The 13,366-nt window shown below is 35.7% G+C and carries 9 protein-coding genes; 1 reads left to right on the top strand and 8 read right to left on the bottom strand.

Translation table 11 applies throughout. From position 1 onward, the window contains the following. Positions 1-23: 23 nt before the first annotated feature. The 6 genes from ABWH96_RS07350 to ABWH96_RS07325 are packed head-to-tail and all read right to left on the bottom strand — an operon-like array spanning position 24 to position 8,346. Positions 24-1,340 (bottom strand): quinol:cytochrome C oxidoreductase, encoded by a 1,317-nt coding sequence (locus tag ABWH96_RS07350; protein ID WP_375580825.1) that lies wholly within the window; start codon positions 1,338-1,340, stop codon positions 24-26. Positions 1,341-1,365: 25 nt separating this feature from the next. Beyond that, the gene (locus tag ABWH96_RS07345; RefSeq protein ID WP_375580824.1) at positions 1,366-2,010 is read right to left on the bottom strand and encodes a c-type cytochrome; all 645 of its coding nucleotides are present in this window, start codon (positions 2,008-2,010) and stop codon (positions 1,366-1,368) included. 13 nt (positions 2,011-2,023) lie between these two features. Next, positions 2,024-2,548: a DUF3341 domain-containing protein gene (locus tag ABWH96_RS07340; RefSeq protein WP_375580823.1), complete on the bottom strand. Its 525-nt coding sequence runs from the start codon at positions 2,546-2,548 to the stop codon at positions 2,024-2,026. A gap of 2 nt (positions 2,549-2,550) precedes the next feature. Next, positions 2,551-3,924 carry an NrfD/PsrC family molybdoenzyme membrane anchor subunit gene (gene nrfD / locus ABWH96_RS07335; protein WP_375580822.1) on the bottom strand — a complete coding sequence of 458 codons (1,374 nt, stop codon included), beginning with the start codon at positions 3,922-3,924 and terminating at the stop codon, positions 2,551-2,553. Positions 3,925-3,942: 18 nt separating this feature from the next. Beyond that, positions 3,943-7,044, bottom strand: a complete 3,102-nt coding sequence (locus ABWH96_RS07330; RefSeq protein WP_375580821.1) for a TAT-variant-translocated molybdopterin oxidoreductase — start codon at positions 7,042-7,044, stop codon at positions 3,943-3,945. Between the two features lie 33 nt (positions 7,045-7,077). After that, positions 7,078-8,346 (bottom strand): c-type cytochrome, encoded by a 1,269-nt coding sequence (locus ABWH96_RS07325; RefSeq protein ID WP_375580820.1) that lies wholly within the window; start codon positions 8,344-8,346, stop codon positions 7,078-7,080. Between the two features lie 828 nt (positions 8,347-9,174). On the opposite strand from ABWH96_RS07325, the gene ABWH96_RS07320 reads away from it, so the two are divergent. Next, complete coding sequence (locus ABWH96_RS07320; protein WP_375580819.1) at positions 9,175-10,128, top strand: aldo/keto reductase; 954 nt, start codon at positions 9,175-9,177, stop codon at positions 10,126-10,128. A gap of 106 nt (positions 10,129-10,234) precedes the next feature. Here the strand turns inward: ABWH96_RS07320 and ABWH96_RS07315 are convergent, their stop codons facing one another. Beyond that, positions 10,235-11,725, bottom strand: coding sequence for a S10 family peptidase (locus ABWH96_RS07315; RefSeq protein ID WP_375580818.1), 1,491 nt, complete (start codon positions 11,723-11,725; stop codon positions 10,235-10,237). 259 nt (positions 11,726-11,984) lie between these two features. Then, positions 11,985-13,307 carry a hypothetical protein gene (locus ABWH96_RS07310; RefSeq protein ID WP_375580817.1) on the bottom strand — a complete coding sequence of 441 codons (1,323 nt, stop codon included), beginning with the start codon at positions 13,305-13,307 and terminating at the stop codon, positions 11,985-11,987. Positions 13,308-13,366: the final 59 nt, after the last annotated feature.

The following is a 13,366-nucleotide window of genomic DNA, read 5'->3' as shown; positions in this document are numbered from 1 at the left end:
TATATTGCTGTTACTTAATTAAATTAAAATACGTGATGATGTTCTGCTTCTTTCAACATTGGATGATTCTTAGCAATCAATGGCTTTTTAGATAAGCCCGTAAGAGCTACAAATAAGAAGGCCACTCCGAAAATTATTGCCATACCAATTTCAAGTAATCCAAAACCTCCATTCTCTTTCAAAACACCTGGTGTAATCATTAAATAAAAATCAAACCAATGACCAATTAAAACAATTATTGTAACGATTTTCAAGAAAACTGTATGTCTTTTTGAATCTCTTGGCATGAAAACCAAGAATGGAAAGAAAAAGTTTAATATCAAGTTAACAAAAAACACTATGCTATAATGATCACTTGAAAGTCTCTCAATGAAATAAACAGTTTCCTCTGGAATGTTAGAATAATAGATTAACATGAACTGAGAGAACCAGATATATGTCCAGAAAATAGAGAATGCAAAAACAAATTTACCTAAGTCATGTAAAACTCCAGTATTTACAATTTTCAAATAACCTTGTTCTTTCAAAATTACAGTGATTAATGTAATGGCAGCTAAAGCTGTTACCCACCATGAAGCGAATACATACCATCCGAACATAGTAGAGAACCAGTGTGTATCGATTGATAAAATCCAATCCCAAGCTGAAGTAGAAGATGTAACTGCAAAGAAAACAATGAATCCTGCAGAAATGCCTCTTAATTTAAAATAGTAATCAGAACTACCATTTAAATCTTCTTCTAAAGACTTCTTCTGAATCCATCTAAACATTAAATACCATACAACAAAGTAAACTACCATTCTTGCTAAAAAGAAAGGCGTATTTAGATAACCTTCCTTACCTGCAATGATAGCATCATAACGCGGATCATTTACATCATAAAGATATTCATGTGTCCAATGGAAAATATCATGACCACCTAAAAGAAAGATAGCTAAAGTTAATATACCTCCAATTGGTAACCAATTACCAAAAGACATTGGGATTCGTATTAAAGCTGCTGACCAACCGGCTTGTGAAACGTATTGAATTGCAACAAAGAAAACCCCTAATAAGGCTAAACCAACAAAATACATATTGTTGATCCATAGGTTAGCAAATATTCTTTTCGACCAGTGGTATCCATGTCCTTCTTCTCCTGCATGCTCTTCAGTCGCATGTGCTTCCTCTCCATGACTTTCCGCTACTTGTTCAGTCTGTTCTCCATGACTTGCTTCATCAGCATGGGAATTAGAGCTTGCAGAAAAAATACCTAATATAAGTAAAACGACACCTACAAAAGCTAAAATAGATAGTCTCTTTTTTGCTTTTGCAGTAAATTGAAATTGTTCTTCAGCCATGATAAATTATCTTAAAACTGTTTTATTAATCTTGTTTTTGTAAAGTTTGTACATAACGTACAATTTTCCATCTGTCCTCTTGCTGCACCTGAGAACCATGAGCTCCCATTCTTCTAATACCATGCGTAATCACGTGAAAAATATGACCCTCTGATAATTGAGAAGTAGCACCAGCACTATAAGATGGAACACCTTGGTAAACTTTGCCTACTTTAGCAGTTTCATCCATAGATCCACCACCATTTTCACCGTGACAATGCGTACAATATTTTGTATAAAGTACTTTACCTTCTTCTAATATCTCTTTGGTGTCAGGCACAGGATTTTTTAAAGTTCTGGCTGCTAATTCCACGCTATCTTTAGGCAATCTATAAGGTAAGATGCCATTTTCATTTCTTGGAACTGTATTTTTAGCTGGCTCTCTCATGGTCATTCCAAAAGGATTATTAGGATTTGAGTTATAATACTCACCATATTCATCCTCATCAGAAGAAACCCAAGCGCCAGCATCCTTCTCCGTAATCTGTGTCAAAGGCTCATAAGAAACAGCATGATACATATTGGGTGCATATTCCGTTCCTGGATTATCTTTTCCTGGCTTACACGAAACAACCAACACTGTAAGGAAGCCGAAAAATAAGATTTGAAATATTTTATTTGTAGTCATCATTTGATAATTCAACTTAAAATTTCTTTTCATTAATTTCCACAGCACCTGATTCTTTCAAGATAGAACTTAATTCGTCTGTAGACTTTTTATTCTTAGCCAAATCAATTGCCATTACATGCATATCATCTGTGCTTCGAATATCATAAATTCTTGGTTTTCCGTATGGCTTTAGATTACTAATCACAAAGAAAGTAGCCACCATACCAAGAGCAGCTAAAAGTACTGTTACTTCAAAACCAACAGGCACAAATGATGGAATAGCTACATAATCTTTACCACCAATAATCATTGGCCAGTCAATCCCCATCATGTAGATCATCATCAAAAATGCTAAGCAAGTTCCAGTGATACCAAACATAAATGCTGCTATGGAAATTCTGGAGCGCTTATAGCCCAATTCATCATCCAAACCATGTACTGGATAAGGAGTATAACATTCATGAATTTTTACATCGCTTCCACGGACTTTTTTGACTGCACTTAAAAGTACTGATTCGTCATTAAAAATCCCTACGATAAAGTTTTTACCGCTTTCCATAATTATTTTTTGTTTTCAATTTCACCTGAACTAGATTTCAATACTGCTTTAACCTCTGCCATATTAATCACTGGGAAGAATTTAGCAAAAGAGAAAAACAGTGTAAAGAATAAACCAAAACTGAATAGATAGATACCCATATCATAAATAGTAGGACTAAACATGGCCCAACTTGATGGTAGGTAATCTCTATGCAATGAGGTTACGATAATTACAAATCTTTCGAACCACATTCCGATGTTTACCACTATTGATAAAATGAAAGTAGCCCATAAACTTGTCCTGATTTTCTTGAACCAGAATAACTGAGGCGAAATCACATTACAGGTCATCATTGCCCAATATGCCCACCAGTAAGGACCTGTTGCTCTGTTTAAGAAAGCATATTGCTCGTATTGTACTCCTGAATACCATGCCATAAACAACTCCGTAATGTAGGCAACACCCACAATTGAACCGGTTATCATGATGATAATGTTCATCAATTCAATATGATTGATAGTAATATAGTCTTCTAGGTTATAAACTTTTCTGGTTACCAACATCAAGGTCAATACCATTGCAAATCCTGAGAAAATTGCCCCAGCCACGAAATATGGAGGGAAAATGGTAGTGTGCCAACCCGGAATAACAGAAGTGGCAAAGTCCATGGATACAATGGTGTGCACTGAAAGTACTAAAGGAGTGGCAAGACCGGCCAAAACCAATGATACGGTTTCATATCGTTGCCAAGTTTTTGCAGCTCCATCCCATCCGAAACTTAAAGCACCATAGATGGCTTTTGATATTTTGTTAGTTGCTCTATCTCTGATTGTAGCAAAATCAGGAATTAAGCCTATATACCAGAATACTAAGGAAACTGTGAAGTAAGTTGAGATCGCAAAGAAATCCCACAATAATGGAGAATGGAAGTTAACCCATAATGAACCCCAAGTATTTGGAATTGGAACGAACCAATAGAAACTCAACCAAGGTCTTCCTGTGTGAATCAATGGGAACAATAAGGCACAGATAACGGCAAAAATTGTCATCGCCTCTGCCGCTCTATTAATGGATGTTCTCCATTTCTGACGGAATAAAAGCAATACAGCAGAAATCAAAGTTCCTGCGTGACCGATACCTACCCACCATACAAAGTTGGTGATATCCCATGCCCATCCGACAGTTTTATTCAGACCCCACATACCGATACCATCCCAAAGGGTGATAGCCAATGCATAGCCTCCGATTAAAAATGCTCCTAAAGAAACGGCCATTGCTGCCAACCATTTTGGATTTGGTTTGGCTTCTACGTGCCTACAGATATCATGAGATACATCATGATATGTTTTATTTCCTGTTACTAATACTTCTCTTACAGGTGAAGTGACTTCCATATTGCTACAGTTATTAAATTAAGCCTTAGTATTTACTTTATCTTTATTTCTGATTTTGGTCATATACCAAACATTAGGTGATACACGCAACTCTTCCAACACATGGTAAGCGCGTTCTTCATTCACCTCTTTAAGTGGTTCATCAGTACTCTCTTTCAATTTCAAGTATTTAGAAATAGCTGAGTCCTGATTATTCAAGTCTCCGAATACAATAGCATCAGAAGGACAAGCTGAAGCACATGCAGTGTTCACATCTTTATCTTCTAATTGTCTTTTCTCTTTCTTAGCTTTCAACTTACCAGCTTGAATTCTTTGAACACACATAGAGCATTTTTCCATAACTCCACGAGAACGAACCGTTACATCTGGATTCAACACCATTTTTCCAAGATCATTATTCATTGATGAATTCTTGTCAAACTGGGTATTGTCATGGTATTTAAACCAGTTGAATCTTCTTACTTTATAAGGACAGTTGTTAGCACAATATCTTGTACCCACACATCTGTTATAAGTCATTTGGTTTAATCCTTCTGAACTGTGTGTAGTGGCCGCAACCGGACAAACAGTTTCACAAGGAGCATTATTACAGTGCTGACACATCATTGGTTGGAATGTTACTTCCGGATTTTCTGCTGCTTTTTCCAAGCCTGCAGTATCATCTGGCGCAGCATCTGAGCTATAGTAACGATCAACACGCATCCACTGCATATCTCGTCTCATTACCACTTCCTCTTTACCTACAACAGGGATATTATTTTCTGATTGACAAGCAATTGTACAAGCTGCACAACCAGTACATGAATTCAAGTCAATTGCTAATCCCCAATGATGGTTATTATATTTGTGGCCATTCCAAAGAGTTAATTTAGATGGCTTTACACTTCCTTTACTAGTTTCTATATGTGGTTGGAAATTTCTCTCCCATCCTTTTTTCTTGTAATCTTCTAATAAAGCTTCTTGGATTACCGTTTCACGCCCCATGAAAGTTTGGTGCGTTTGAGTCTGTGCCAATTGGTAACTTCCAGCTGTTCCATCAATTTTAGCGCCTGATGTTAAAGCATAAGATTTAGTACCATTTAATTGACCTAAGAAAGGATAAACATCAAACCCAACGCCATTAGCTACTTTACCAGCCATTTTTCTACCGTATCCTAAAGCAAGACCGATAGTACCATTAGCCTGACCAGGTTGTACCAATGCAGGAACCTCCATAGCTTGACCATTGATTGTTAGATTGATTTTAGAAGTTTTTCCTTCGAAAATTTTAATTCCTAATTCATTCGCCATTTTTTGGGAAATAGTAGCATAGTTATCCCAAGTGGCTTTTGAAATTGGATCTGGTAATTCTTGTAACCAAGGATTGTTAGCATGATAACCATTTCCAATAGATACTTTTTGATAGAAAACTACTTCTAAGTCACTGTTACTTGACTTATAGTTCTTGTTTATTCTATTTGCACACGCAGATAAATCTACTTCTTGTGCTGTTAAATCACTGTTTTCTACATTATAGGTGAATACACCATTATGTAAAGTTTTATCCCAGAAAATATCGAAAGTAGGCTCTTGACCACTGAAATGCTTGTCTTCCCAATTCTTTCTAAGGAAATTATAATATTCTTGTTTATTTCCAGTCCAAGTCATGAAGCTGTCTTGAGCCTGACGAGTTTTGAATAATGGAGAAATAGTTGGCTGAGTTAAACTCAACTGACCTTTTTTAGGTTCAGCATCATTCCATGACTCTAAGAAGTGATGATCTGGTGCTACATATTTTACAACATCAGCAGTTTCGTCTTTTCTTTCAGAAGTAGAAATTGTTAAAGATACTTTTCCTAAAGCTGTTTTCAACTCTTCACCTCTTCCAGAATCATATACTGGATTAGCATTGTAGAAAATAACTGCTTTAATATTTCCTGCTTTAGCTTCTTCCACAAATTTATCAAAAGCAGCATCATCTCCTTTTCTAGCATTAGAATGCTGATTCAAATCAACAGTAGTTCCATAGTTGTTTAACATGGAATTGATACCGTTAACCAATATCTGAATATCAGTATCATTTGAACCTGCAACTACTAAAGACTTCCCTTTAGCAGAAACTAAGTCTTTTGCAGCTTTGCTAATATTCGCTATGTCAACTTTATTAGTGTTGATAGGAGAATTTCCAGTCATTTTAGCTACCTCATTATATAAAGCAGCAACTGCTAATCCTTCTTGAGAAGGTTTAACTGGAGTTCTATAATCAGCATTAGACCCTGTTAATGAAAGGTTCGCTTCAAATTGATAATGACGAGACATGTTTTTGTTCTCGCTATTTACCTTTCTGGTTTTGCTGTATTGTTTTGTATGTTCTATTGGAGAAACCCAGGTTCCTAAGAAGTCAGCATTGAAACTTACGATAGTGTCTGCTTTACTGAAATCATAAGCTGGAACAGCTTTCACTCCGAACATTGTTTCATTGGCAACCAACATACCATGCTGAGAAGCAGCATCATACATAATATGCTCAGTATTGCCATACTTATCAGCCATTTCTTGAATAGCTTTTAAAGTAGAAGGGGAATTAATTGTATTAGATACAATTCTAATTTGCCCTCCAGCATCACTTATCGATTGAAGTTGCTCTGTAATTTCTTTATCGATTGATTTCCAATCTGCATTTTTGCCTTCTTTCAAAGGACCTCTTAATCTTTCTTGATCATATAAAGAAAGAACTGATGCCTCAACCTGTGCATTTACACCACCTTGAGTGATAGAAGACTTTTTATTTCCTTCTATTTTGATTGGTCTTCCTTCGCGGGTTTTAACCACAATGCTGGCATAGTCGCCACCTACTGAATAAGTAGAAGCATAGTAATTAGGAATTCCTGGATCAACATCAACAGGTTTATTTAAATAAGGTATAGCCTTTCTTACAGGTGCTTCACAAGCAGCAAGGGATGCTGCAGCTACACCAAACCCCATCAATTTCAAGAAATCCCTTCTGGAAGTACTTCCGTTGGACTCTTTATTCTCATTGATTGGTAAGTATTCAGGAAATTCTTTTTCTGCATTTTTAACAAATGAAGGATCATTTGTTAATTGTTCAGTTCCTTTCCAATATGTTTTTTGATCACTCATATCTATGATTAATGAAGTCTTAAATATTTTTAATTAATAATGACACTTTGCACATTCCAAACCACCTATGTCTACTACTTTCAAGTCGCCACCATCATGCGCTTCAACTAATTGATCGTAATATGCATTACCTTTTGCATTTACTTTAGTCTCTCTGTGACAGTTGATACACCATCCCATTGTTAATGTGCTCCATTGTTTTACAACTGCCATTTCCTCTATAGGACCGTGACAAGTTTGACATTCAATTTCACCTACATTCACGTGCTGAGAGTGGTTGAAATAAGCCAAATCAGGAAGGTTATGTACCCTTACCCATTCAATCGGCTTTACATTATCTCCATACTCACCAGTTTCAGCATCGTAATCGATTGCTTTATAAATTTTTGCTATTTCTTTTGACTCAGCTTTAATAGCTGTATGACAGTTCATACAAATATTAGCTGAAGGAATGTTAGCACTCTTGCTATTCATTACTCCCGTGTGACAATACTGACAATCAATTTCATACTGCCCAGCATGAATCTCGTGAGAGAAAGCAATGGGTTGTGTTGGTTGATATCCTTGCTGAACACCTACTGTATAAAGACCATCAATAACTGTTTTAGCAACAACTGCTGTAAAAATTAAAATCACAAAGAATAAGAAGCCATTACTTCTTACCAATTTATTAAGATTTAATTTTTGATTAACAAATTCTCTATCTCTCTCGTCAATATCTTCTTTTTGATTGATGAATTTGGTCAAGACTGTAACAATCAAAACCAAAACAACCAATATCAAAATCAAAACGATTACGAAGCCTACAATTATTAATGTAAGATACTCCGAAGGAATACCTCCTCCACCAGATCCAGCTTCACTAGATTCTCCACCAGCATCAGCAGTTGCTTCTTGAGGTGGGTTTTCGGTTTGATCTTTAATATAACCTAAAATACTTTTGATTTCCTCATCTTCGAAGTAATCAAAATTAGGCATTACAGCCTTTCCATACTCATTATAAAGATTTACTGCATACTCATCACCGCTTTGGATTACTTTTTGAGAATTTTTAATAAAATTCAATAACCAAGGCAACTCTCTTCTTTCGTAAACGTTTTTAAGAGCAGGTCCAACCATTTTATTTTGGACTTGATGACAAACAGCACAATTATTCTTAAATAGTTTTTCACCATTTGCAAGTGCTTCTTCACTTGTAGGCAATTCGCCATCTTGCGCAAAAGCATTGTTAGGTAATGATAAAAAACTCACTAATAGGAATGCTATAAAAGATAAGCGAGTAATATACGTTTTCAAGGACATATTTATTTGTTCATTTAGCATCTGGGAACACCAATTATTAATTGGGTACAAATCTACTGCCCAAAGCCATTATTTCAAATACATTTCGAATACAAATTTGGCATTTTTATTATCCAATTCATAAAAATGGGCTTAAACTACTGAATACAAGATATTTATAGCATTTTCATTAACCAAAACAATACTAATTTAGAAAAATTATAAATAGAGTAATAACCGAACTTTTCTGCATTTACAGGAAATTAACGGAATAATGCAATGAATTCACTGCTAAGTGTTGAAAAAAGCCCCATCCTTGGTTAGATCCTCAAATGCCCCATCCTCAATCCTTCCCCAAAAGGGAAGGAGGCTGAGGGTTATGAGTACTTTTTATTTCAAATTGTACCACCTAACAAATATTTGAACTTTTAATGAAAACTATAAGCCTATCCGCAGTCCTTCCCTCAAGGGAAGGAGGCTGAGAGATTGCGCTGGCTTTGACGGTTTTTACTCAAAACCCGCTATACTGAAATAGATAAACTTTTCATCCAAAGGATGTTGGACATAAAACAGCCTTTTCACCGTCTGAGCGATATTCTAAAGATGGGGCAACTAGCGATTAGACGGATTGGCTTCCTTGAACTTCAGATCTTAAGTCGCTCCGCTTAGCTCTTTAAAATTATCTTTGATTTAATATGACAAACCGTCAAACCGTAGGAAAGTCCAAGCACCATACTCAGTCCTTTGCCAATGGCTTTTCAGTCACTGCTTAAAAAGGAGTTTTCGCATTTTATTCAACATAATATGCTCTTAGTAGTATAATAATATAGATTATAAAACTAAACCAAAATGAGAAATTTAACTTTTAGAAACGGGGAAATTCTACCTGCTTTAGGACTTGGAACCTGGAAATCGGAGCCTGGAGAGGTTTATGAAGCAGTGTTGGAAGCCATTAAGGTAGGTTATCGACATATTGATTGTGCCTATATTTATGGTAATGAAAAGGAAATTGGAGACGCCCTTCAAAAAGCTTTTAAGGATGGACTATGCACCCGAAAAGAAATTTTCATCACCTCTAAATTGTGGAATGATTCACACTTGTCTGAAGATGTGGAACCAGCACTTAAACAAACTTTAAAGGACTTACAATTAGACTACTTAGATCTTTATTTGATGCATTGGCCAGTGGCTCAAAAGCCAGAAGCCAAGCAACCTAAATCGGGTGAGGATTTTCTAGGTCAAGATAATGCACCCATTCAGAAAACCTGGAGAGCCATGGAGAAGCTAGTCGACAAAGGTCTTACCAAACATATTGGGGTTGCCAATTATAGTATCGAAAACCTGGAAAAATTAAGAGAAGTAGCTACTATCAAACCTGAAATGAATCAGGTTGAAATGCATCCTTGTTTGGTTCAGGAAAAGCTAGTAAACTTCTGCAAAAAGCATGATATTTTGATGACTGCCTACTCTCCATTAGGCTCAAAAGATAGAATAAGTAAAATGAAAAAGGATGATGAACCTAATCTATTTGAACTTCCTATAATCAAGAATCTAGCTGCAAAATATGATAAAACCCCAGCTCAGATTCTAATTGCTTATGGATTAAATAGAGGTATATCCGTTATCCCTAAATCAACAAATGCTGGAAGAATCAAACAAAATATTGAAGCCGATGCCATCCAACTGACTCAAGATGAGGTTGAAGCTATAAGTGAAGAAGATAGAAACTACCGGTTTATTGATGGTAGCTTCTGGACAATGGAAGGTTCACCCTATACTTTAAGTGATCTTTGGGGAGAGTGAATAATTAATAATTAGTAATTTTTAATTAATAATTAAAACAGCCAATGAAAGTAAATTTAGTTGGCTGTTTTTATTTTTTCTGTGACTTTACTAAATTATTAAGCTTTCAATACTTTGCTGCTTTACCATTCGGCAAAGTATTCTGAATAAATTCCCTCAAATCATCATTTGCTGTTTTTAAATCTGCTTTGCGCAAGTACATCATATGACCACTGCGATAGCCTTTGAAACTTAATCGATCTTTCATTTTACCACTTGGATCCAATTGCCACATCGTATATTTTGAATTGAAATAGGTAGTAGCCCCATCATAGTAACCCGTTTGAAACATCACATTCAAATAAGGATTTTCTGCCATAGCTTTTCTAAGATCATCCCGCGTAGTATTATTCTCAAAATCCCATGGATAAACAGAACCAAACATATTGTATTTGATATCGGTCTTAAATTTTAATTCTTCCCGAATGTAGGAATTAATGGCAGGAGTGAAAGAATGCAACCAGGAAGTAAGCTCAGCACTGTAGTCGGGAGAAACTCCTGCTTCGGTTCTATCAATACCCAGATAGCGAGAATCTAAGCGACCAATAGTGTTTCCTGTTTCGTCACGTAACAACTCTTTCCAAAAAAAGCTAGTAGGAACATCCAAATTATGCTGTAAAATAGACTCTTCGGATAAGCCTGAGAAATAAGACATCTTTTCGGCAATGGATTGCTTTTGTTTATCAGAAAGGAAGCCACCTTTAGCTAAAGCTGGCATTAAGCTTTTAATTGCAAATTCTTCTGATTCAGGTAGAATATCCAATAGGTCTTTAGATTGCAAATCTTCTGGCAAAACGCCATGGTACCATGCTGCCGCAGTAAAATAAGGGAAATTTACTGCCGTTGAAATCGGACTATCAGAATTTATGGCCTTATAATCGGCAGGAGAAACTAATATCACGCCATTCAGATACATCCATTGTTGCTCTTGCAAAGCCAAAGCTAAACCAGAAACTCTGGTTCCTCCATAGCTTTCTCCTATCAAATATTTTGGTGAAGTCCATCTTTCATGACGAGTCACAAATGTATTAAGCCACTCAGCTAAGTATTTGACATCAGCATTTACGCCAAAAAATTTCTCTCTATTCACCTCTTTTCCACTTTCTGGAATAGTCCGAGAATAACCAGTATTAACAGGGTTTACAAATACAATATCGGCTACGTCCAAAATAGAATGTGGATTTTCGTGAAAGCCATAGGGCTGTACTGGATAACCTTCTTCATCAATATTTAAAATTTTAGGTCCCGTATAAGCCACATGCATCCATACTGAAGCCGAACCTGGCCCACCATTAAAGGAAATCAATAATGGACGGTTTTGATCGGTCACATCTGTTCTTTTATAATATGTATAAAAAAGCGCAGCATCTGGTTCACCCTTTTCATTCCATACGGGTTGGGTGCCAGTAGTGGCAGAATAGGAGACTTTTTGTCCTTTGATGGTGGTGGTGTGATTCGTCACCACTGTAGTATCAACCGCTATTTTCCTGTTTTGAGCTTGTGTGTTGAAGCCAATACAAATTAAGCTTAGAAGTAATATTGATTTTATATAGTTCATATTCCTTTAAATTATGTTTTGCTAATACCTAAAACTAACAGAAAGGATTAATATGAACTAGTACAAATGAGAATACTAGTAATTTTGAAGGATTAGTGGTAAAACTGATGTATTCAAATTAAGATGAAAAAGGATAAAAATGATTACCCTCTTAAAGCCTAAAAAATTAGCCATAGCTCTTTTCATAATCATCCAGAAAGCATTAAATACTATTTCTGGATGATATATCATTTTTTCTAACTTCTTCTGTAATCGCAGACTACATATTGAAAATATCTAAAGTACCATCCTCACCCGTTATTTTACCTTTAGCATCCACATGTAAAGTTCCTTTTAAGGTAAAGGTATCATAAAAGTTGAGCATGGTATTAGAAGAAGTCTGATGAATTTTTATACGGACTTTTCCATAAATTTTTTCTAAAAAGGAAATTTCCTCCTCGTTTACCTTCCAAAGCTCTTCCGCATCCTTAATTGAATAAGCAGTGATCGAATGCCTTGTTCCCTCACTAATATTGGGTTTGGAACGAATAATGATGACCTCATCTGTATATTTCAAAATCTCAGCTTCCAAAAAGACTTTGTCTTCCCAAAATTTGGGAAGGTCCGTTCTTTTATAAGCCACTACTTTACTTCTATGCCTATTTTGATTTCTCAAGTAAAATTTCGGATGATTATGGGTTGCGGCCGGTTTATTTTCTGTAATAATACCACGATCCAGCAATAAGTATAATTCTTTACCTTCATTGGTGGTAAGGAAAACACAATTCTCCCTAAAATTAGCATGAGGCCCTCTAAAAGACTCAACTCTACCCGATGAAGCTACATTATACATTTTTAACAACTCATCCTTATTTTGAAAAAGTATTTCTTCAGTAGCAGTATTATAGGCCTTGATGTATTGTCCTCTATTGCCAAAAACCCAAAGTGTATCGCCATACATTTCTGTTACAATTACTGCACCATTTGCGGTGACTTTTTCAGAAAATAGAGGAGTGCTTTGTCCATCCTTTAATTTTGTAATTTTCAACACGCTTGTGTCGGAAGAATTGGTTCTATTGTTTTCAATCGAAACACCTTTTAGCTTTTGATTGCCAATTTCCCATGTCCCATTATTTGGAGTGAAAACACGGTCTTTAACCATGTAATCACCTCTGTCATTGATTCCCAAAAGTGTATCCCAAGAGATAAGCTGTGGAAGACCAAATAGAGCTGCAGCAATAATTATTGTTATAATAATATCTCTTTTTGCTGCTTTTAGTTTTTGGCGTGTGACTAACAAAAATGCAGATATACCTGAAAACAAACCAACATAAAATAAAAACACCAAGATCATCACTAATCCAGTCGAAAGATGAACAAATAAATGATCGTCATTGAGTATATAAAAATCAAATGTATAACCTGATTGGCCAGGTTTATAGGAATAATTGGTGCTGGTATATTCTGTAGTTCTATTGAATATAAGTTCTAATGGGTAAAGAATAGGGGTTTTTAAAAGAAGCCCCAATACGGTGATCACCATAAGCGATGCAAAAAGTCGTACTTTGAGCCCTGTAAGTTTAAATTTTTTCTTTTTTTCCATGGAGTTGATTAGTCTTTAAAAAGTAGCTTTAAATTAAAATAGACACGATTCCTAAACCT

Source organism: Marivirga tractuosa (genome assembly GCF_042140215.1).
Classification (GTDB): Bacteria; Bacteroidota; Bacteroidia; order Cytophagales; family Cyclobacteriaceae; genus Marivirga; species Marivirga tractuosa_A.
This window is presented reverse-complemented; position numbering and strand designations above follow the sequence as displayed.

Coding starts and splice junctions, on each gene's coding strand:
- ABWH96_RS07350 (WP_375580825.1), bottom strand. CDS start 1,340: ATGGCTGAAGAACAATTTCAATTTACTGCAAAAGCAAAAAAGAGACTA.
- ABWH96_RS07345 (WP_375580824.1), bottom strand. CDS start 2,010: ATGATGACTACAAATAAAATATTTCAAATCTTATTTTTCGGCTTCCTT.
- ABWH96_RS07340 (WP_375580823.1), bottom strand. CDS start 2,548: ATGGAAAGCGGTAAAAACTTTATCGTAGGGATTTTTAATGACGAATCA.
- nrfD (WP_375580822.1), bottom strand. CDS start 3,924: ATGGAAGTCACTTCACCTGTAAGAGAAGTATTAGTAACAGGAAATAAA.
- ABWH96_RS07330 (WP_375580821.1), bottom strand. CDS start 7,044: ATGAGTGATCAAAAAACATATTGGAAAGGAACTGAACAATTAACAAAT.
- ABWH96_RS07325 (WP_375580820.1), bottom strand. CDS start 8,346: ATGTCCTTGAAAACGTATATTACTCGCTTATCTTTTATAGCATTCCTA.
- ABWH96_RS07320 (WP_375580819.1), top strand. CDS start 9,175: ATGAGAAATTTAACTTTTAGAAACGGGGAAATTCTACCTGCTTTAGGA.
- ABWH96_RS07315 (WP_375580818.1), bottom strand. CDS start 11,725: ATGAACTATATAAAATCAATATTACTTCTAAGCTTAATTTGTATTGGC.
- ABWH96_RS07310 (WP_375580817.1), bottom strand. CDS start 13,307: ATGGAAAAAAAGAAAAAATTTAAACTTACAGGGCTCAAAGTACGACTT.